The sequence below is a fragment of the Nostoc sp. UIC 10630 genome, from assembly GCF_010747425.1.
Taxonomy (GTDB): domain Bacteria; phylum Cyanobacteriota; class Cyanobacteriia; order Cyanobacteriales; family Nostocaceae; genus Nostoc.
The window spans coordinates 1-20523 of record NZ_JAAGOG010000150.1 but is presented as its reverse complement, the minus strand read 5'-3'; the positions used below and the strand labels follow the sequence as shown (position 1 = coordinate 20523).

Sequence of the window (20523 nt, the reverse complement as noted above, 5' to 3'; positions counted from 1 at the left end):
AGTTACGAATTCTCCTCCTGCCTCCCCTGCCCCCTACTCCCCTGCTCCGTACTACTTCGCAATCGGGCAGTACTCTTGAATGGTTTTTACGTCCAGAGTTGTATTTTGTAAAGAACGGATGGCGGCGACGGTAGCTTTTGCGCCAGCGATGGTAGTAATGATGGGAATTTTGTAAGCTAAGGCTGTGCGACGGATTAACCTAGCATCAGTATGGGCTTCTTCCCCGGAAGGTGTGTTGATAATAAGTTGGATTTTTTGATTTTTGATTGCATCCAAGACGTGGGGACGGCCTTCATGGAGCTTTAACACTAATTCAATATTTAACCCCTGTTCAAGAAGAACTCGCCGTGTACCAAGGGTAGCCATCACTGTAAAGCCCAAATCGATAAACTCCTTCACCACAGCACCAGCAGCAGCTTTATCGCGATCGCTCATTGATACAAATACAGTTCCAGTCAGTGGTAAACGCTCCCCAGCACCCAGTTCTGCTTTGGCAAAGGCTCGGCCAAAGTCGCTGTCAATCCCCATCACCTCACCAGTGGATCTCATTTCTGGGCCCAATATTGTATCAGTTCCTGGGAATTTATTAAAGGGTAATACTGCTTCTTTTACAGCAATGTGGGTTGGAATGATTTCCTCGGTGAAACCTAGCTCCTCTAAGGTTTTACCCGACATGATTAAAGATGCTAATTTCGCTAGCTGTATGCCTGTTGCTTTAGATACAAATGGTACTGTACGTGAGGCGCGGGGGTTGGCTTCCAAAATGTAAACTTGGGGAGAATAGCTGCTTGCACCGACAACAGCAAATTGGATATTCATCAACCCAACGACTGACAGCGCTTGTGCTAGCTGCACCGTCCAAGTGCGAATTTGATTGAGAACTGCCGGTGATAAGGAAATGGAAGGTAAAGAACAAGCGGAATCTCCTGAGTGAATCCCTGCTTGCTCGATGTGTTCCATGATGCCACCAATTACCACCCGTCCGGTATGATCGGCGATCGCATCGACATCGACTTCGATGGCGTTTTCCAAAAACTTATCAATCAAAATTGGATGTTCTGGTTCTATGAGTACTGCAAAGCTCATGTAGCGTTCCAACTCAGCATCGGAATAAACGATTTCCATCGCTCGTCCTCCCAATACATAGCTGGGACGCACCACCACCGGATAGCCAATGCGTTTGGCGACAATCAGCGCATCTTCGTAACTCCGCGCAATTCCATTCGGCGGTTGGGCAATATTTAACTCTTGGAGAATCTTTTCAAACCGCTCCCGGTTTTCTGCCATGTCGATGGAATCTGGTGATGTACCCCAAATTTTAGTCAGCAGTCCTGATGTGTCATTGTTAAGAAACTCTTGTAAAGGAATAGCCAACTTTAGCGGGGTTTGTCCGCCAAACTGGATTATTACCCCAACTGGATTTTCAGTTTCGATGATGTTAAGAACATCTTCTTTTGTTAAAGGCTCAAAGTAAAGGCGATCGCTGGTATCGTAGTCTGTAGAAACTGTCTCTGGGTTGGAGTTGACCATAATTGTTTCATACCCTGCATCCTTCAAGGCGTAGGCGGCGTGACAACAACAATAGTCAAACTCAATTCCCTGCCCAATGCGGTTGGGGCCACCACCCAAAATCAACACTTTTGGTTTGGTTGCGGGCATTACCTCTGTTTCTTCTTCGTAGGTAGAATAGTAGTAAGGGGTAAGGGCTTCAAACTCAGCCGCGCAGGTATCTACGGTTTTGTAAACTGGGATGATTCCTAGTGACTTGCGGTAAGCGCGAACTTCATCTTCGGTGGTTTTGGTGGCATAAGCAATCTGGCGATCGCTATATCCGTCCCGCTTCACTTCATAAAGCTGCTCTTTTGTCAATTGCTGTAAAGGTGTCCGCTTCAGGAATTTTTCGACATCTAGGAGTTGCTGCAATTTATCCAAGAACCATCGGTCAATACCAGTCAGTTCATAGATTTCTTCAATAGTCATACCTTGCTGCAAGGCATGACGCACAGCGAAAATGCGATCGGGGTTAGGTGTTCGCAATTGGGCGCGGATTTGTTCGCCACTGGGTAATTTTTCGGCTTTGTCGCAACCCCAACCAGCGCGTCCGGTTTCGAGCGATCGCAGCGCCTTTTGGAAGGATTCGTTGAAAGTCCGCCCAATTGCCATTGCTTCCCCGACTGATTTCATTTGGGTTGTCAGCACTGGGTCAGAACCAGGGAATTTTTCAAAGGCGAAGCGGGGGATTTTTGTCACCACATAGTCAATTGTCGGCTCAAAGGACGCGGGAGTTTTCTTGGTGATGTCATTTTGAATTTCATCCAAGGTATAGCCGACAGCCAATTTTGCGGCAATTTTAGCGATGGGAAAACCCGTAGCTTTGGAAGACAAAGCCGAACTGCGGGAAACGCGGGGGTTCATCTCAATTACCACTACATCTCCATTAAGTGGATTAACGGCAAATTGAATATTAGAACCGCCAGTTTCCACACCTATCTCGCGGATGATTTTAATTGCCATATCCCGCAGCCTTTGATATTCTTTATCAGTAAGGGTTTGCGCGGGAGCGACGGTAATTGAATCCCCGGTGTGAATGCCCATAGGGTCAAGGTTTTCGATGGAACAGATAATCACCACGTTATCTGCCAAATCACGCATCACTTCGAGTTCATATTCTTTCCAGCCGAGTAAAGACTGGTCAATGAGAATTTGCGAAACGGGGCTGGCATCTATACCTACCTGTGCCATTTCTTCAAATTCTTCTTGGTTGTAGGCAATACCGCCGCCACTTCCACCCATAGTGAAAGCTGGACGAATAATTAGGGGATAACTACCAATTTGGCGGGCAACTGCTTTGGCTTCTTCCAAAGATTCGGCTGTGTCGCTAGGACACACAGCTACCCCAATTCTTGCCATTGCTTCACCGAACAGTTTTCGATCTTCAGCTTTTTCGATGGCTGGCAGTTTAGCACCGATTAACTCAACGCCATACTTTTCCAACACGCCATTTTTGGCTAAAGCAACGGCGAGGTTGAGGGCAGTTTGTCCTCCCATCGTTGGTAGTAAAGCGTCGGGGCGTTCTTTCTCAATGACTTTTTCGACCAATTCTGGAGTTAACGGCTCAATGTAAGTGCGATCGGCCGTTTCCGGGTCGGTCATAATCGTTGCAGGGTTTGAGTTGACCAAAACTACTTCATAGCCTTCTTCACGCAGCGCTTTGCAGGCTTGAGTGCCAGAGTAGTCAAACTCACAGGCTTGTCCAATCACAATTGGGCCAGAGCCTAACAGTAGAATCTTCCTGAGGTCGTCACGGCGGGGCATAGTCGTTGCCTTGGAGTATGAGAATACAAATCCTGATTATTTTAAGGGTCTTTACACCCTGTCGTGCTTTTTATTATTAAGTTTTCTAGGTTTGATGACATGAAAGGAGTGGGAATTAGGGAATAGGGTACAGGTTAGACCTGGATTTCTCACTTGTGAGAAATGAGCGTGAGTGTGGGGGTGTGGGGGTGTGGGGAGAAAGAGGAGGAATTGAATAACTGTCAATGAACGCTGCATTGCCTCCCACACCTCCCACACTCCCCACCCTAACCACACAATACGTGAGAAATTCGGGTTAGAGGGTACAGATTATTTTGTGTTCCCTGTCACCTCCCCCCTAACCCAAATACTTAATGCCCTATGATTATTTTGTATTTCTAAATACTATTTAATTGTGACGAGTAATTTTTTAAAGCTTTTGCAAATTTCTATTATTTAGTTTGATAAAACTTTGCGAAAAATAGTAATTTATTATGGCATATATCTGTTCGCTTATTCAGCCCAAATAAATTTATTAGATAAAAATATTTATTAACTATCTAATTGCTAAATATTTTCAACATTAAATCTTATGATGATATGTTTACTTAAATTAAAAATGGCAGAAGAATAAAGGTATCATTCTCTGCCATTCTTTATAATATTTTAAGAGTTCGTGCTGCCAACTTTTTCTTTCAGTCTAGGTAAACAAATCTAGATTATGAGAGTTTTAGCTTTGAGCCGCTTGGACAAACCCTAAAGTTAAGCTATCTTTAGCGAGGAAGTGAGACAAATGATAAGCACGTTCCTCGGTTTTCAACAAAATCTTTTCGTACAGATAGCGTGTACCCCGATCGCCTAAACTCTCTGCCTGAGCAGCTTGGCGGCGAATCACGCCCAGAATAGCTTGTTCTGCGGCTAAGTCATTTTCCACCATTTGGCGAGAAGAATATACGCCTTCAGACTCTTGCTCAAAACAGGTTAATTCTGCTAATTTGCTAAAGGTAGCTACTGGAACACCACCTAGTCCATCCAAGCGTTCTCCAATTTCATGGATGTGGTCTTGTACTTGGTTGTAGCTTTCGTTAAAAAACTCATGCAGAGAGTAAAATTCTGAGCCTTCAACTACAAAATGATGCTTTTGGTACTGCAAATACAGTGCCTGGAAACTAGCTAATACAACATTGAATCCTTCTGTAACTGGAGCAGTGACGCTGTGATCCAGCAACACGGGATTGTCATATACATTACCAAAATTTCGTAACAAGGTTTGCGTTTCAGACATTGTGTTCCTCTCTTTTTAACAGTTATAGATTTTAACTGCTTATTCTCAACATATTAACATTTTAATAATAAGTGCAAGCCAATTTGCCAGCACAAGATTTTGTATTTTTGCTTACTAATAATCTCAATTTTATTGTTTGCTGGATGATGGCACACCTATCAATGTGCATAAATCTCTCATTGATATTGACATTACAACTTAAATGTGCATATTTCCCAATAGAGGCAGGAGGCAGGGCACAAGGGAGAGAATAAAAAGTGAAGAAGGCAGGAGGCAGAAGGTTGCAATCAGTGTAGGTCTGAAGCGTACACTGATTGCTCCCAACCAAATCAGAGATTTTGGAATGGGTCTTAAACCCAAGACCCGTCTGGTCGCGGGCTGTTACAGAGGGCAGTTTTCCTCCTGCCTCCTGCCCTCTGCCTCCTGCCTTCATTGATATAAAATTACCTCTCTCCTCTGCCCCCTGCTCCCTACCTCTTCCCCCTCTCAATATGGAATGGCTGTAAAAGTTTGACTTTTTTTTCCAAAATTAATGAGAATTCTTTGCACTTAAGGTATGCTGGTTTTAAGAGGTTACACTCCTAAAACTTTCACTAAGCAGAGAGTTAAATCGCGGTAATTACTGCAAGTTTGTTGCACTTTGAGGGCAATTCTCTTGAAATCGTTTAGTTCAGAAATAGAAAGCAACCACCTTGTAGAGGTGAATTGGGCAGATCGCTGGCAAGTCTATCAACGCCTAAAGGAGTTAGACATTCCCTGTACTTGTACAGCTAACCAGCCATTGAAAGTTGAAATTGGCTCTCCGATGACAGCTGTTCAACTTTGGAGTGTGATACAGCGATTAACAGCCTCCCGTCAAGACCAAATTTTGACTCTTGAGTGCTGTTGGAAAATCGCTAACAACAGTTCTAATTTTTAGCTACTGCTGAGAATATTTTGCTTGATAGCTTGTACTTAGTTAAAAGGAGATCAAAAAAATGGGTGCATCTCACACTATGGAAGTATCAGAATTTTGTCTTGAGGGTAGATTTATAAATTTTGTTATTAAAGATGGCTATAAGGTTAAAGGCTTAATGCTAGGGACTCATGAAGGTGAGTTTTATATTAAATTAGCTAAACAATTACGGGCTGCTTTTGACTTGCGCTTACCACCAGGGACTTGGCTGCAAGTTGTTGGTTACAAAAAGCATGATTTGAAGGATGGCACTGTCACTCTGAAGGCTGAACGGGTAATGGCGGCGCGTTCTGAGATGGGGAGAGTTCAGACGACTACTCCAGTACAAGAACCCCCATCTATTGATAATGTCAAGGTAAAGCCAGCTAAGGCTAAAGCCACGATTTTGGTGTGTCAAAAGTCTGATTGTATGAAACGCGGTGGTAAAGCAGTTTGTCAGGCGTTGGAGGCAGCTTTAAGCGATCGCGGTTTAGAAGACCAAGTTACAATCAAGGGCACTGGTTGTATGAAAAATTGTAAGGCTGGGCCAAACTTAGTTATGCCAGATAAAACACGCCATAGTCGAATTCAAGCGGCACAGGTTCCCGCATTGATGAATCAGCATTTTGGTGACAAGAGTTTAGAAGCACAGCCTGAGAATTTAAGAGAAGTGGCCATATCTAATGGCAAGTTTTGCTGAAGTAAGCAGGTAAGCATGAATAAACCTAACTATGCAACAAAATGTAATATAGCTGAAATCTTTGTGATTGCTTCTCATTAAGAGATGCTGCAAGTAGCTTGCTTCTTTGCAGGAGTAGGTTTCACTCGCAATTACGTACTTGTGGATTTTCCCACCCACCTATTTAGTGAAATCTTGACATTTCAATGAGAAAGCTTAATAATATCTTCTCAAGTGTGTTCCGTTAATACTCGGCCGTAAAGTCCGATAGAAGTTTGCAATAAAATCAAAAAACTGGCCTTAATTTAAAGCCAGTTTTTTGAATGAATGGAATTTTTATTAAGCAATTTTTTACCGGGATGCTCCCATAATTTGGAAAAATTCAAGGTTATGTAGTTGATTGATGAATGCGTAGGCGCAAAGAGACTTGTCGTTAGACATCGCTTACAGTTGAAGCGTCAATCATCAATGATTTAAAAACAAATGCCACATACCCCTCAGTGGATATACACCGTTTGTTTAACATTTTCCATGATAGTCATGATTTTTCTATTCCGTCATGACTGGAATCGCCTGGCTAAACTCTACTGCACGAAAGAAGCGCCGCCACAAAACTTCTCCCGAATGCAAAGCGGTTCTGTGGGTTTGGTTCACTACAAAGGAACTTTAAATGTTGGGATAACTCCTCAAGGGATTTATCTGAGTATTTTCCCCTTATTTGGCTTGGGACTTCCGCCGTTGTTAATTCCCTGGAGTGCCATTAGGAAAATTGAACCTGCTAACCAACTTTTTATTGAGCGTTTTCGTTTGCATCTTAGTTCTCCAAAAGTCAAACTTATTTTAAGCAAAGATATTTTGGAACCAGCTAAAGAATTTTTAGCCACACAGGGATTTGAGTGGATTTAGACAAATCCCATTTTGACCAAATTTCAACTAATGACAAATTATATTTTTAGTGAAAATTACATAACCTCAGTTAGAGAAGATTGCAACAACTGTCGCATAGATGTAGCCTGCACATGGTTAGGGAACACAGTTAAAAAGTCATTCAGGTCTTGGATTGCTATTTGGATTGCTATACGGATATCTAAGGAAGCACCTTGAGATAAGGTATGCCGATATAACTGATCTGCTGGTTGATTATATTGAGCAGCCAAATAGTAAAGAGCTAAGTTAAAGGCATTACGCCAGTTTTTAGTATCTTTTTCGTAATGCTCTTTAGCAAGCTTTATAGCAAGCGCCAAGTCAGCCCGTGCTTTGTCTGGTTGGTTAAGGGCTAGGTAAGTTAAAGCACGCTCGTACAAATACCAATCATCTTGGTAATGTCGGTTAAGTACAATGACGCACTCTAAATCTTGCGGTGCTTCATGGTAGCGCTGCATTCGTTGGTAAATAAAACCTCTAAATCCCCTGGCTGGTGTCCATTGGAAATTGCCGTCAAGTTCAATGGCACGGTTAAAGTCTTGTAGTGCCTCATTGTAGCGTTGCATACAACGGTAAGTATTACCTCGACTGGCGATCGCCCATTGATTATTGGGGTCAAGTTGAATGGCGCGGTTTAAGTCTTGCAGTGATTCTGGGTAACGCAGCATAAAGCGGTAAATTACACCTCGGTGTGCCAGCGCCCATTGGTCATTAGGGTCAAGTTGAATAGCGCGGTTAAAGTCTTGCAGTGCTTCTTGGTAGCGTTTCATTAGGCGGTAAGCAATACCCCGATTAGAGATCGCCCATTGATAGTTTGGGTTAAGCTCAATAACACGGTTAAAGTCTAGTAGTGCTTCTTGGTAGCGCAGCATTTGGCAATAAGTCATACCTCGAACTGTTAAATATTCAACTTCTTTAGGCACTAACTTTATCGCCTGGGTTAAATCTTCCAAAGCTTTTGAGTATTGATTAGATAGAGAGTAAATATAACTACGCCAATCTAACGCTACTGCACGCCATTTGTCCTCAAGACTAGCATTGCTCAACAGTGTTGTGAGCATTTCAGCCGCAGCTTCATAACGTTTGTCTTCATAGGTTTTTAACCAATTGGCTAGTTGCTCACCCCAACGCTGAACTTCAGCAGAATCCACATCTTTACCAGCCTGAAGCATTGTTGCTGCCCAAAATTGGGCAAAAATCCGTTGATTTTTGAGTGCAGCCAGGAATTCGTTGAGAGCTACAGGTAAGTACTTTTGTGGTGATTGGCATAAGCGGTGATACAAAACATTGAGCTTATGGTTTTGCCAAGTTTGATCTCGCCAAGCCTTTACTTGCTCTAATTGCAATTCTTTACCTAGCGTGTCGTAATAGTCTGCTAACTTACTATGTATATCAGCCCAACCTTGCGGCGATGAAAGACGCTTGTGGCGTAACATTTGGGTTTTCACAACATCATGATAAGCCCAGCCATCGGTACGCTCGTTAACAAAAGATGTTTCTTTCAGCCAAGTAAATAGGGCATCGGCTTCTTGTTCTCCTCTCAACTGAGCTATAACATCTTGATTCAAACAGCGAGGAATGGCAGCATCAAGCGCTACTTGTCTTCGCTTGGGGTCATCAATCCATTTTAAAAAGCGTTCTACAGCATTACTGCTAGGCTCAACTACTTGGTTAGGGTCATTGGGATGAGCATCTGCTAGCATTCCTACCAGCAGGGGCAAATTTCCCGAAAGGCGCAAAATCGTTTCTATAACCTGACTGTTAGTAATGTCTTTGCGAGTTAAATATTGTTGGGCTTCTTCTTCTGTAAAGGGTTCCAGAGGGAAACGAACTATTAACCCTTCATAAGGTGCCCAATGATTTTTATCTAATTCTTGGCGACCGGCGATCGTTATTAATATATTGAGAGATACTTCACCGTGACGACCCTCCAAAATTTCCCGTAGCCAGTTATCTAGAAATTCTCCCGTGCATTCATAAGTATCAAAAAACAGAACAACAGCAGTTTTGTCAGCAATTTTAAAAATATCTTGCAAAAATAACGGGGTCAGAACTTCTTCAGGTTCTTGAACTAAACGCACCTCGTCTTTATTTGTTATTTTCTTAGCAACATAAGATGCCCATTCTCCGGCTTGGGTAGCCAAAGCATTCTCATCTACAAAGTCAAATACAGTACCGCCAACGGGAACTCGACGCGCCAGACGCACGCCAGTTTTAACCATAGTTTTCCCTACAAAAGCGGAAAACCCTTGAGGAGCTTCTGGATCGGTTTCTAATTCTTGGCGCTTTTGGCGGTAGACTTTGTACCGTTCCGTAAACTGCGATAGTTTATGACCTTGCCGTTCTAACTCCTCAGCTAGACGACCCATGACTTCTGGTACAGTTTTTTCAGCTTCATCGATGTAAGCCGAAATGATTTTTGCTTCGTCACTAATTTTACGAAACTGTCGTAGCAAAGTACTTTTCCCCACTCCGCCTTGACCCCAAACGTTATACAGAAAACGACGGCGATCATCTTCTGGGGGTAATGCTAAATTTTGGCGAAATTGGTTTACTTAGTCTTCACGACCCACAAAACCTGATTGTTGACGTTGCTTAAGAATATCTTGTAGACTCTTGGGCTTGTTTTGTGGGTTCATTACAAGATTTAATTTTGAGGTGCTAATGTTTACAGAATAACTACTAAATATACAAGGTGGATTTCGGAATTTCTCAAACTTTTTCTGGGTAATTTTTATGCGTTGACCTTCTGAGGCTCAACGTTGACCTTCTGAGGCTCGACGTTGACCTTCTGAGGCTCAATGTTGACCTTCTGAGGCTCAATGTTGACCTTCTGAGGCTCGATGTTGACCTTTTGAGGCTCGATGTTGACCTTTTGAGGCTCAACATTGACCTTCTGAGGCTCGACTTTGACCTTCTGAGGCTCGACTTTGACCTTCTGAGGCTCGACTTTGACCTTCTGAAGCTCGACGTTGACCTTCTGAGGCTCAAAAATGTCCTGGCGACTAGAAGTCGCGGCTACACAGGCAAAACCCGCCTGCGCGGGTTTCAAAAATGTTTAGATTCAAAACGCAAAAAGGACATAACTAAAGTTATGCCCCTATAAATGATGTATATTTTAGCAAATTTGCAACTAGTATAATTGCTTGTTGCAAGCTTTAGCTAACTGGGACTTCGGATTGCTTTTTCTTAGAACGGCGGTTAAACCTGCGTCCCATCTCATCAATTACTGCATCTAAACCTGCGACATCACCGCTAGCTTTGGCATAGCTATAAACTGCTAATGCTGCTGCATAGGCTTCACTAGCAGCAGCTATACAGGTATCATCCACCAATTCTTGCAGTTGCGTTAGAGACAACAGCACCGGATACAAGTCCTCATATATTTCCAAGTCCCGGCGCATTTCTTCTAAATCAAAGTAACGAGGCAAAAAGTTTGGATTTTGTGTTGCCACTTCTAAGGCTTTGCTGACAAAAGCTCGACTTTTATCTCCCATCTTCAGCATTGTTCGCCGATCTTCAGGGGTCAAATCAATCAAAAACGGTAACTTTTCTCTAATTGTAGCGATCGCCTCCATTACTGCTTTCTTGTCTGCTGGGGCTAAACTGGCACTGATGCGATTTTCTGCCATTTTTAATACTCCTATAGGGTACTTAATTTCAGTATTCCCAAAGTTACAGAAGCAATCGCATTAGTTTTCAAGATACGCTAACGCCAGAATTCGTTACATAGAATCGAGCCGATGACGTAATTGGCTACTAAAAGCATCAATTACTGTGACGACTACCAAAAGCACTAACATCATGGTTGTGGCTTTGGTGTACTCGAACCCGTCGATGTAACTTTTTAACTGAAAGCCAATACCACCTGCACCAACTACACCCAAGACAGAAGCAGCACGGATGTTGTATTCAAACATCCAAAAAGTGTAACCCAATCCCAAAGGTAGCACTTGCGGGAGAATGCCGTATTGAGCAATCTGTAACTTGGAGGCTCCGATAACTTGCAAGGATTCAAGAGAACGCGGATCAACGGCTTCAATTGCCTGTTGATAAAATTTGGCAAGGTAGCCGATGGTGTAGATTCCCAAAGCTAAAGTTCCTGCTGGTGCGCCTAAGCCAGTGGCGGCAACAAAAATTAGCCCCAGAATAATTGAGGGGACAGAACGTACAGTATTTTGCAGCAAATTAGCTAGCGATCGCAACCACCCAGGTGCAACATTACTGGCGCTAGCTATAGCAATGGGTACAGAAAGAATGGCTCCAATGGTAGTTCCCCATAAAGACATCTGTACAGTTTCAATTAATGCCTTAACTGCAATATCTAAAACTTTCCAATCGGGAGGAAATAACCGAGTAATAAAATCGGTGATGTATGGCCAGCTAGAACTTAGCAGTTCAAAATCGAGTTTGAGTCCTCGCAAAGCCCAACCATAAACTACCACAACAATTAATGAGATGAGTAGAGAACTCAGCCAAGGGTAGAAGCGTAAGCGTTTTGACTTAAAAAAGTAACTCATACTGTATTAAATCTCATCTAGGTTGAGAAGCGTAGTCTTTGCGATTAGTCAAATTAATTACCCCCCTTAATCTCCCTACGGTGTACACACAAGTCTTCTAGAGTTGCCCCAGAGCCTTTTGATCCCCCCAACCCCCCTTTTTAAGGGGGGCAAAAACCTCTCAAAGTCCTCCTTTTTAAGGAGTATTTAGGAGGATCTACACGATTTTGGTTTTGTATAGAGATGTGTGTACACCGTAGCCAATGAATCGGGGAGAGTTAGGGTGGGGTAAAACAGACGCGGTTTAAATCAAATCTTACTCAAGCGGAAACTTTAGCAAATTGAGCTTGTAAGTTGTCACAAAGTCCTTGGTAAACGACGCGTCCAGCATCTAAGACGATTGCTCGTTGGGCGTATTTTTCTGCGATTCCCAAATCGTGCAAAACTGCGACAATAGTCATACCTTGCTGAGTGTGCAATTCAGATAGAGTTTCCATGACTTGTTGCGATGCCACAACATCTAAGCCAGTGATAGGTTCATCAACTAAAAGAATTTGCGGTGATTGAATTAAAGTCCGGGCGATCGCTACTCGTTGTTGCTGTCCGCCACTTAATTGACTGGTTTTTTGAAAAGCTAACTCTAAGAGTCCTAACTGTTCTAATAAATTTAGTGCCAACAAGCGATCGCGTTTGGAAAATCCCAACAGTGTTTGCCAAGTTGTTCTTTTACCAAGGCATCCGCATAAGACATTTTCCAGTGCTGATAACTGCCGAATCAATCCACCACCTTGAAATAACATCCCAACATCGCGCCGAATTTTTGGCAGTGTTCGGGAATTCATTTCAACATTATTGACGAGCAATTCTCCTCTCACTGATGGCACTAGTCCAACTAGCGATCGTAGCAATGTAGATTTACCAGCACCATTTAGCCCCAGCAAAACGACAAATTCACCGCGTTTAATCTGGCAATTAATCCCGTTGAGAATAGGACGATTGAGAGATGGAGCATAAGCTGTCTCTAGGTTATGACACTCAATAACATAATCATTCATAGAAATTTGTTTATCTGCTAAGAGGATGTTTTAAAACTTCTTTGGTCGGTAATAAAACGTTTTAGATCCCCCTAAATCCCCCTTAAAAAGGGGGACTTTGAAGGGGAACTTTGATTCCGGTTCCCCCCTTTTGAAGGGGGGTTAGGGGGGATCTAGAAGTACCTAAGATTACAGGCGACCACTTTTAAAACATCTGCTAACAGTTATTCAAGATGTTTACTAGAATAACTGTTAACTAAATTATGGTTCAATGCCAGCGATTTGCAGAGCTTCACGGATAGTTGCTAGGTGACGATCGTGATTAATTCGCACTAATTCTGTGGAATTATACAAGTCGCTTAACAACTTATTATTTTGCGACTGATTTAATTTCAGTAAAGCGTTGATGATTTTTTCCCGTGTTGGGGCTGGAACATCATCATCAATGGCAATACCGTGGGCAGGTACACCAGTAATTTTGTGCAGAACCCGTAACTTACTCTTCTCTTCGGCGGTGATATAAGGTGGATTCAGGGCATATTCTGACACAACAGCCACATCAGCTTGACCGCGCACAACTGCTTGCAAGGCTTTGCTGTAATTGCCGCCGTAAGAAACTTGACCAAAGAAATCATCTAAGCGATCGCGGTTGGGTACAAATTTTTGTTTGACCAACTCAGCGACAGGGATAATAAACCCAGAGCCAGAAGTAGGGGAAGTAAAAGCCATTTTCTTGCCCCGCAGTTGTTCTAAAGTGGCTTTAGCTGAATTTTGAGTTTTTAGGGGACTATTCTTAGGGACAACAAATGTTGAGCTATAGGTGTATCTTCCAGAATAAGTGGAGCGAACTTCGGCTAGATACAAGCTGGCATTTGCTAATTGTTTTGCTTTCAAAGCTGGACGGCTACTTAAAAAAGCGACATCAGCCCGATTTGCTCTCAAAGCTTCCACAGCAGCTGTATCATCACCAACTTGGGCGACGACTGGAATTCCTAACTCTTTGGATAAAAAAGCTCCTACCGCATTTGCCTTATTTTGCAAGTCTGTAGAATCAGCACGACTGGGAAAAACTATTGTTAAAGTCTTCAGCCCTTGGGCAAGTAAGCGTGGTGTTTGTTGATTAGCGGTGGGGTTGGCGATCGTTGCCTGCATAGCCCCTACTGTGCTGACTACTAAACCTGTAAGCACTGCAAATGCTGCGCCAGCGCCTAATAAGCTCTTTGTCCTCACACTCATTTGCAACTCTCCATTAGGAAGTTTTCTCAGTTTTTTTGCTAATTAATTTTTAATTAACTCCTAAAAAAGATTTATAGCTTTTAATAAAAAAAGTCAATAAGAAAGCCTAGTTTATTTATAGAGTTGTAGGCTTCTTTTGTAAGTGTATTGGTACTAACCGCTAATTACAGCGATCGCATCAATTTCTACCAACACATCTTTAGGTAAGCGCGATACCTGTACACAAGCCCGCGCTGGGGCTGTATTTTCCGGGAAATATTTAGCATATACAGCATTCACCGCCGCAAAATCATTCATATCAGCTAGAAATACAGTGGTTTTTACCACATCTTCAAAAGTTGCTCCGGCTGCTGTGAGGATGGCTTCAAGATTAGCTAATACTTGCTCAGTTTGCTTTTTGACATCATCAGTGTAGACGACATCACCAAGGCGGGGATCGATGGCAATTTGTCCAGCGATGAATACAAATTGGCCTGAAGCTGCGATCGCTTGATTATAAGGGCCCACTGGTGCGGGTGCGTTATCAGTATTAATTACTTTACGGGTCATAGATATTACTTTCTCTAACGATGTTTCCTGTTTACCGATTTCCATCTGAGAAGCGATCGGTTTGTAAACTTCTCCATCTGGCATTATCGCACCAGTTAGGTCAGCATCTTTAAAGGTTGCTCGATAGATATTTGCCCCAGTTAAGTCAACCCTTATCAAATTTGCTCCATCCAAATTTGCCTTGGTTAAATTTGCCCATCGCAAATTAACTTTTTCTAAATTCGCTCCTTGGAGAAATGTTTTTATAAGGTTTGTACTTTGAAGAGATGCTGCTGTAAAGTCTATATCAGCCAAACAATTACAAGAACACATTGGTTTAGGGGTTGCAACTAGCGTTATTGTGCAAGGCGAACTCCTTTACATGGTGCAAAAGTCTTCTCAACAAGAAGCAAATCTTCGCTTTGGCAAAACTTCTCTCCAAACCATTGATCTTTATCCCATTAGTGGAGGAGTTGCCGATGTTTACGGTAGCCTCAAAGGAGAAATTGTCAAACATTTTGGCCCCAAAGATAAAGCAAAACGTAGAAAGTTTACAGTTCAAGATTTGGGTTTTAGCGATAACGACTTGTGGATAGCATCAACCGCTCTGCACTATAAACTCACCGTCGTCTCAGGAGACAGCGATTTTCAAAGGATACAACAGGTGCAAACCTTAGCCTTAGAATCTTGGCTTTGACATCTTCCCAACACCAACCGATTCCTACAGAACGTTAACACAAACTGTATGTTGGGGAATTCCAGATATTCCTCTCCCCTCTTCTCTCTGCGCTCTCTGCGTCTTGGCGGTTCGTCCCTCTTACCCCAACCTTGGACGTATCCCATAATGCCGATATCGCCAATAATCGCGCAAAATGCGATCGTGGTCAAAACATAAATTACCAGGCACACACCAATACTCAAAAATTCCTACGCCCTTAGCATCATCCCCAGCCTTTGGTTCACCCGTAGCTGTCGCTAAAAATACAATGCTAATCGTATGCTGACGCGGATCGCGATTGGGGTCAGAATACACCAGTAATTGTTCAACTAATTCCACCCGCAAACCCGTTTCTTCTTCAGCTTCTCGCCGGGCCGCCACTTCCACGGCTTCCCCATAATCTACAAACCCACCAGGAATAGCCCAACCTAAAGGTAGATTATGTCTTTCAATTAACACTATTGGCCGATGAGGTCGATCTACTAGTTCAATGATGATATCAACTGTCGGTGCAGGATTTCGGTAAGTCATATTTATGAGTCATTGGTCATTAGTCATTGGTCATTAGTCATTGGTCATTAGTTATTCACAAAGGACAAATGATAAAGGACAAATGACAATCAAAATGAGTTTACTTGATTTACCGTGCAAATACTGTTCCGTGATAAATTCGATGCGTTGGCTTTGCCACTGCCCCTTGGGCGATCGCGTAGCGTGTGCATCAAACAATTGCTCTTTCTCATAATTCAGGTTACTTATGCCTTTTCCTAGATCCAGTGGTATTTTGCTGCATCCTACATCCTTTCCTAGTCGATTTGGCGTTGGAGATTTAGGCTTAGAAGCCTATCGCTTTATTGATTTTCTCAAAGATACCCATCAACAATATTGGCAAGTTTTACCCCTGGGCCCCACTGGATATGGTAATTCCCCGTATATGTGCTACTCGGCAATGGCAGGAAATCCTCTGTTGATTAGCCCAGAAAAACTACGAGATGAGGGTCTGCTATCTGAAGAAGACTTTGCTCATTTACCAGGATTTCCGGTAGAAAAGGTAGACTTCGACCAGGTTGTGCCAATTAAGATTGGACTACTCAAAAAAGCCTGTGAAAACTTTAGATCCAATGCTACGCCTATCCAGCAGAAAGAGTTTGAAGGTTTTTGCGACAGCAAAGCCTACTGGCTAGAGAATTACGCCTTATTTATGGCACTGAAAGATGACCATAATGGTGCAAGCTGGCATACATGGGAAGCCGAATTTGTCAAGCGTAAACCCGAAGCTTTAGCTCAAGCAGAGGATCGGCTCAAGGGAGATATTTTTTATTACAAGTTCGTCCAATTTGAGTTTTTCCGGCAGTGGTCAGACCTGAAAAGCTACGCCAACATGCGCGGTATTGACATTATCGGCGATATCCCTATTTACGTATCTCACGATAGTGCTGATGTGTGGGCACATCCTGATATCTTTTGCTTAGACGAAGAGACTGGAGTTGCTGCTCAAATGGCGGGAGTCCCACCAGATTACTTTAGCGCCACCGGTCAATTGTGGGGCAACCCAGTTTATAACTGGGAGGAATTGCAAAAACAAGACTTTAAATGGTGGGTGCAACGCTTTGAAGCAATGCTAGATTATGTCGATATAATTCGCATTGACCACTTCCGGGGCTTCGAGGCATATTGGTCAGTACCCAAAGGCGAAGAAACTGCCATGAATGGTAAATGGGTGGAAGCACCTGGAGACGCTTTTTTTGCAGCGATTAGGGAGAAGTTGGGCAAGCTACCCGTCTTGGCAGAAGATTTGGGAGTAATTACACCAGAGGTAGAAGCGCTCCGAGACAAGTATGAATTTCCTGGAATGAAGGTTTTGCAGTTTGCCTTTGGTTCTGATCCCGGTAATCCATTCTTACCATTCAATTACCCGCGAAATGCTGTAGTTTATACCGGCACTCACGATAATGACACAACTGTAGGCTGGTTCAATTCAGCTAATGACAACGAAAAGCATAACTTATGGCTTTATTTAGGTTCTATTAGTCCTGAAGGCATCCAGTGGGATTTAATTCGCCTAGCTTTGAGTTCTATAGCTAATCAAGCGATTATTCCCTTGCAAGATGTTTTGGGATTAGGAAACGAAGCGCGGATGAATTTTCCTAGTACTGCTGAGGGTAACTGGGGGTGGCGCTATCAAGCAGAAGCCTTGAGAGATGAATTACGCGATCGCTTAAAAGTTCTTACCAGACTTAATGGACGCGCCCCGCAAGAAAATTAAGGAGTAGGGAGACAAGGGAGACAAGGGAGACAAGGAAGAGGGAGGAGTAAATGCCTCCTTGTCTTCCTTGTCCTCCTCATGCCTCTCATCTCCCCTAGTCTTTTTATTGTCTGCGACACGCTGCGCTTAGTTTGCTTCCTTGTAAGGGTAAAATTTTGAATTTATTTCTCCCTTATCTCAAAACATTAGGCTTGGCAGCAATCCTAATTTCTTCCTCTTTCCCTGGCTCTCCCATTTCCTTAGCTTTCTCCTGATTGACGCTCATCAATACACCACCAGCATTATCAGTTTTCACTGTCAGTTGCTCTTGAGCTTTCCAAATCCGGTGAGTTCCCTCTGGAAGAATACCCTCAAACTCGGTTTTACCATCGGCTATGACGCGAATCCAAGATGACGCTTTCAAAGTGACACCAATTTGTACAACCTGTCCCTCTTGTCCGCCGTCAACGGGATTACTGACAGGTTGAACTTTTAGGGAATCTTTTGGTTGGGTTGGCTCTGGGTTAACAATGGATTTTTGTTTTGGGTATATTTGGTTTTGGCTATTACTTGCTTGTAGTACCGCGTTATTTAATAACTGAGACAACCCATTTACAGAGCATACGATTAGCAATATGTAAAGAAAGTAAAGATGAATCGGACGTAGTTGATTAATGGGTGAAGTATTCCCCATACCTTGAGGATTTAATTGTGCAGAACTGATCGGAAAAGTGCCAGAAAATTCTACTCCATTCAAGCCTAGAGCATCGGCAAATTGCCTGATCAAACCCTGAATATAGACTGGTTCTGGGAGATCGTTTATATTACCTTCTTCGATCGCCTGCAATAATCGTTGAGGAATTCTGGTTAATACAACCACTTGCTCTAGAGATAGACCCTGTTCTTGACGCAAAGCCCAAAGTTGAGCGCCCAATTCTGCCAACTTTTCGGTTCGTTGTTGCTCTAATGAAAGCGATGGCTGGTGATTATTCTTCTTTCTTAGCCATTTCATGCCTACTGACACTCCTTAACTCCACTGAATCTTTAATAGGTTGCGTTATCTGATCTTGCAAAAAGCGAATTTCATGATCGTTGAGGGAACGATATTTACCCTCTGACAATAAGGGTTCTTTTGGAGTTTGTAATTGAATTGGGCCGATAGCAGTTCGATGCAGCTTGATTACTGGGTATCCTAACTGTTGAGCTATCCGGCGGATTTGGCGATTTCTTCCCTCCTGCAACACTATTTCTAAAAAGCTTTGTTCGGCACGATGTTCTATTAGGTGTACCTTAGCAGCCCTGGTTTTTCTACCCTCTAACATCACACCCTCACGCCACATTTGCAGTACTGCTTCTGGGGGATGTCCTCTGACCAAAACATGATATGTCTTGGAAATGCTATGGCGGGGATGGGTTAGTCCAAATGTCAGATTTCCGTCATTTGTGAGGATTAATGCTCCCGTTGAGTCTGCATCTAAACGCCCAACTGGGTGAATACCTGAACCCTCCCGTAATTTTCTCGGTAGTAAATCCAGGACTGTTGTTCTTCGGTGAGGGTCGTAGCAAGTCGAAACTACTCCCGCAGGTTTATGTAGCAATAGATATATTAAAGCCGGACGCTGCTTTTCGGATACAGTTTTACCGTCAATTGCGATCGCATCTTTTTGGGGATCAACTTTTTGACCCAAATGTGCCAATTCCCCATTGATTTGCACCCGTGAGTGCCTAATCATTTCTTCAGCTTCACGACGTGAGGCGATGCCCCATTGAGCAAGAATTTTTTGTAACCGTTCCTCCATCTGGAATTACTTATTTACTGTTAACAATTAAATGATATTTGCATTTTGTAGCGAGTAGGCATAAATGTTACATTTAAGACTTGTTTAATTTCTGTCCAGCTGTTGAGCAAATACTCATAAACCGATTGCTTAGATGCCAGAGCAAAATTCTCAAACGACAAATGCAAATAAAATCCGCATAATTACGCAGGTACTCACAAAAGCCCTAAAGCTCTGGTTAAGAGCGCAAGTGAGCCAAATATCAGAATTAGAAGTGGAGATTAAAGCAAGCGATCGCCAACTTCTCTCTGGGCGTATCCCCTTGGTATCTATTTTTGCTACTCATGCAGTTTATCAAGGTCTCCTAATTACACAAATTCAATTAACGGCAGAAAATATTCAGATAAACATTGGTTCCGTACTTAAGGGAAAGCCATTACGACTGTTAGAAACAGTATCAGTGGTTGGCGATTTGATCGTAGACGAGAATGATTTGAATACTTCTCTCTCATCTGACTTATTATCAACTGCTTTGAGCGATTTGCTGGTTAAAGTTTTACCAACAAATTTCCCAAAGTCACAACCAATAAACTGGCAAGAAATTATCCTTGATAACAATCAAATTATACTGCGAGGCTTGAGAGTAACCAATACTGAAACAATGCCTCTAGAGATTTGTTTGGGCGGCTTACAGTTACTTAGTGGGCATGAGTTGCAACTGACACAAATAAAAATCAATCCCCACGAGGGAGATATATTAGACGACAATCATGAGTACAATCTGGATCTTGGCTCAGATGTCGATATCCAAGAACTAACGTTGATCCCAGGCAAACTGGTGTGTAGGGGGCAGATTAACGTTAATCCTTGATCGTGAAAAATTAAAAAATACTAAATACGCGCCGTGTGCAACTTTCTTTCAAACCTAACCCCCAGCCCCTTCCCTGCTAGCGTTGGGGAGCAAAAATCAAAGCCTCTCTCCGTTTCGGGGCTACGGTGTACACACAAATCATCTGATACCCCTAAATCCCCCTTAAAAAGGGGGACTTGAAGAAATTTCCCCCCTTTTTAAGGGAGGTTAGGGGGGATCGAAACACTGTTAAACAACTTTATAAGGCTTGTGTGTACACCGTAGCCGTTTCGGGGAGAGGAATGGAAGTAGGGTTCTAAGAATAAGTTGCACACGGGCGTTAATACCCTATTTTAAATGACCTAGTGCCTCTCAGAGGATGATGAGAACAAGAGCAAAAGGTTCAGGGGACTCAAACCTAGGGTGAAATCCCATATATAAATGATACATCAATGCAGAGGCTTGAAACCCTTGTGGAAGTGGTAATTGCACCATCTCTCCCCCTGCCTCCCCTGCCTC

Annotated in this window: 18 protein-coding genes and 1 pseudogene; 6 read left to right on the top strand and 13 right to left on the bottom strand. The window is 42.9% G+C overall.

The window, feature by feature from the left end:
- Window positions 1-51: 51 nt before the first annotated feature.
- Together carB and G1O98_RS27260 are read right to left on the bottom strand one after the other, a co-directional pair.
- The gene (carB, locus tag G1O98_RS27265; protein WP_163934574.1) at window positions 52-3315 is read right to left on the bottom strand and encodes a carbamoyl-phosphate synthase large subunit; all 3264 of its coding nucleotides are present in this window, start codon (window positions 3313-3315) and stop codon (window positions 52-54) included.
- A gap of 709 nt (window positions 3316-4024) precedes the next feature.
- Window positions 4025-4579: a Dps family protein gene (locus tag G1O98_RS27260; RefSeq protein ID WP_163934571.1), complete on the bottom strand. Its 555-nt coding sequence runs from the start codon at window positions 4577-4579 to the stop codon at window positions 4025-4027.
- Window positions 4580-5234: 655 nt separating this feature from the next.
- On the opposite strand from G1O98_RS27260, the gene G1O98_RS27255 reads away from it, so the two are divergent.
- From G1O98_RS27255 to G1O98_RS27245, 3 genes are all read left to right on the top strand, one after another.
- Window positions 5235-5498: an Asr1405/Asl0597 family protein gene (locus tag G1O98_RS27255; RefSeq protein ID WP_012412041.1), complete on the top strand. Its 264-nt coding sequence runs from the start codon at window positions 5235-5237 to the stop codon at window positions 5496-5498.
- Between the two features lie 58 nt (window positions 5499-5556).
- On the top strand, window positions 5557-6213 hold the full coding sequence (locus G1O98_RS27250) for a (2Fe-2S) ferredoxin domain-containing protein (protein ID WP_163934568.1): 657 nt from the start codon (window positions 5557-5559) through the stop codon (window positions 6211-6213).
- Window positions 6214-6675: 462 nt separating this feature from the next.
- On the top strand, window positions 6676-7098 hold the full coding sequence (locus G1O98_RS27245) for a hypothetical protein (protein ID WP_163934565.1): 423 nt from the start codon (window positions 6676-6678) through the stop codon (window positions 7096-7098).
- A 56-nt stretch (window positions 7099-7154) separates the two neighbouring features.
- Here G1O98_RS27245 and G1O98_RS27240 read toward each other — a convergent pair whose 3' ends face one another.
- From G1O98_RS27240 to G1O98_RS27210, 7 genes and pseudogenes are all read right to left on the bottom strand, one after another.
- Window positions 7155-9572: a tetratricopeptide repeat protein gene (locus G1O98_RS27240; protein WP_163934561.1), complete on the bottom strand. Its 2418-nt coding sequence runs from the start codon at window positions 9570-9572 to the stop codon at window positions 7155-7157.
- Window positions 9573-9850: 278 nt separating this feature from the next.
- Window positions 9851-10168: a hypothetical protein gene (locus G1O98_RS27235; protein WP_163934558.1), complete on the bottom strand. Its 318-nt coding sequence runs from the start codon at window positions 10166-10168 to the stop codon at window positions 9851-9853.
- A gap of 106 nt (window positions 10169-10274) precedes the next feature.
- Window positions 10275-10748, bottom strand: coding sequence for a hypothetical protein (locus G1O98_RS27230; protein WP_163934555.1), 474 nt, complete (start codon window positions 10746-10748; stop codon window positions 10275-10277).
- A gap of 93 nt (window positions 10749-10841) precedes the next feature.
- On the bottom strand, window positions 10842-11636 hold the full coding sequence (phnE, locus tag G1O98_RS27225; RefSeq protein WP_163934552.1) for a phosphonate ABC transporter, permease protein PhnE: 795 nt from the start codon (window positions 11634-11636) through the stop codon (window positions 10842-10844).
- A gap of 299 nt (window positions 11637-11935) precedes the next feature.
- On the bottom strand, window positions 11936-12670 hold the full coding sequence (locus G1O98_RS27220) for an ATP-binding cassette domain-containing protein (protein WP_163934548.1): 735 nt from the start codon (window positions 12668-12670) through the stop codon (window positions 11936-11938).
- Window positions 12671-12910: 240 nt separating this feature from the next.
- Window positions 12911-13885 carry a phosphate/phosphite/phosphonate ABC transporter substrate-binding protein gene (locus tag G1O98_RS27215; RefSeq protein ID WP_163934544.1) on the bottom strand — a complete coding sequence of 325 codons (975 nt, stop codon included), beginning with the start codon at window positions 13883-13885 and terminating at the stop codon, window positions 12911-12913.
- 153 nt (window positions 13886-14038) lie between these two features.
- Window positions 14039-14716: pseudogene (locus G1O98_RS27210) on the bottom strand (Rid family detoxifying hydrolase); the annotation flags it as partial.
- 1 nt (window position 14717) lies between these two features.
- On the opposite strand from G1O98_RS27210, the gene G1O98_RS27205 reads away from it, so the two are divergent.
- Window positions 14718-15110 (top strand): type II toxin-antitoxin system VapC family toxin, encoded by a 393-nt coding sequence (locus tag G1O98_RS27205; RefSeq protein WP_163934577.1) that lies wholly within the window; start codon window positions 14718-14720, stop codon window positions 15108-15110.
- A gap of 120 nt (window positions 15111-15230) precedes the next feature.
- On the opposite strand, the gene G1O98_RS27200 is transcribed toward G1O98_RS27205, so the two are convergent.
- Both G1O98_RS27200 and G1O98_RS27195 read right to left on the bottom strand, forming a co-directional pair.
- Entirely contained in the window at window positions 15231-15662 is a 432-nt protein-coding gene (locus G1O98_RS27200; protein ID WP_163934541.1) for an NUDIX hydrolase, read from the bottom strand.
- A 51-nt stretch (window positions 15663-15713) separates the two neighbouring features.
- Window positions 15714-15860: a hypothetical protein gene (locus G1O98_RS27195; RefSeq protein ID WP_163934538.1), complete on the bottom strand. Its 147-nt coding sequence runs from the start codon at window positions 15858-15860 to the stop codon at window positions 15714-15716.
- 28 nt (window positions 15861-15888) lie between these two features.
- Here G1O98_RS27195 and malQ point away from each other — a divergent pair, with 28 nt between their 5' ends.
- Window positions 15889-17397, top strand: coding sequence for a 4-alpha-glucanotransferase (gene malQ, locus G1O98_RS27190; RefSeq protein ID WP_163934535.1), 1509 nt, complete (start codon window positions 15889-15891; stop codon window positions 17395-17397).
- Between the two features lie 172 nt (window positions 17398-17569).
- Here the strand turns inward: malQ and G1O98_RS27185 are convergent, their stop codons facing one another.
- Together G1O98_RS27185 and G1O98_RS27180 are read right to left on the bottom strand one after the other, a co-directional pair.
- Window positions 17570-18388 carry a RodZ family helix-turn-helix domain-containing protein gene (locus G1O98_RS27185; protein WP_163934532.1) on the bottom strand — a complete coding sequence of 273 codons (819 nt, stop codon included), beginning with the start codon at window positions 18386-18388 and terminating at the stop codon, window positions 17570-17572.
- The gene (locus tag G1O98_RS27180) at window positions 18363-19175 is read right to left on the bottom strand and encodes a pseudouridine synthase (RefSeq protein ID WP_163934529.1); all 813 of its coding nucleotides are present in this window, start codon (window positions 19173-19175) and stop codon (window positions 18363-18365) included. The genes G1O98_RS27185 and G1O98_RS27180 overlap by 26 nt, the downstream gene beginning before the upstream one ends.
- Window positions 19176-19308: 133 nt before the next feature.
- On the opposite strand from G1O98_RS27180, the gene G1O98_RS27175 reads away from it, so the two are divergent.
- Window positions 19309-20025, top strand: coding sequence for a DUF2993 domain-containing protein (locus G1O98_RS27175; protein WP_163934526.1), 717 nt, complete (start codon window positions 19309-19311; stop codon window positions 20023-20025).
- Window positions 20026-20523: the final 498 nt, after the last annotated feature.

Coding starts and splice junctions, on each gene's coding strand:
- carB (WP_163934574.1), bottom strand. CDS start 3,315: ATGCCCCGCCGTGACGACCTCAGGAAGATTCTACTGTTAGGCTCTGGC.
- G1O98_RS27260 (WP_163934571.1), bottom strand. CDS start 4,579: ATGTCTGAAACGCAAACCTTGTTACGAAATTTTGGTAATGTATATGAC.
- G1O98_RS27250 (WP_163934568.1), top strand. CDS start 5,557: ATGGGTGCATCTCACACTATGGAAGTATCAGAATTTTGTCTTGAGGGT.
- G1O98_RS27245 (WP_163934565.1), top strand. CDS start 6,676: ATGCCACATACCCCTCAGTGGATATACACCGTTTGTTTAACATTTTCC.
- G1O98_RS27230 (WP_163934555.1), bottom strand. CDS start 10,748: ATGGCAGAAAATCGCATCAGTGCCAGTTTAGCCCCAGCAGACAAGAAA.
- phnE (WP_163934552.1), bottom strand. CDS start 11,636: ATGAGTTACTTTTTTAAGTCAAAACGCTTACGCTTCTACCCTTGGCTG.
- G1O98_RS27220 (WP_163934548.1), bottom strand. CDS start 12,670: ATGAATGATTATGTTATTGAGTGTCATAACCTAGAGACAGCTTATGCT.
- G1O98_RS27215 (WP_163934544.1), bottom strand. CDS start 13,885: ATGAGTGTGAGGACAAAGAGCTTATTAGGCGCTGGCGCAGCATTTGCA.
- G1O98_RS27200 (WP_163934541.1), bottom strand. CDS start 15,662: ATGACTTACCGAAATCCTGCACCGACAGTTGATATCATCATTGAACTA.
- malQ (WP_163934535.1), top strand. CDS start 15,889: ATGCCTTTTCCTAGATCCAGTGGTATTTTGCTGCATCCTACATCCTTT.
- G1O98_RS27185 (WP_163934532.1), bottom strand. CDS start 18,388: ATGAAATGGCTAAGAAAGAAGAATAATCACCAGCCATCGCTTTCATTA.
- G1O98_RS27180 (WP_163934529.1), bottom strand. CDS start 19,175: ATGGAGGAACGGTTACAAAAAATTCTTGCTCAATGGGGCATCGCCTCA.
- G1O98_RS27175 (WP_163934526.1), top strand. CDS start 19,309: ATGCCAGAGCAAAATTCTCAAACGACAAATGCAAATAAAATCCGCATA.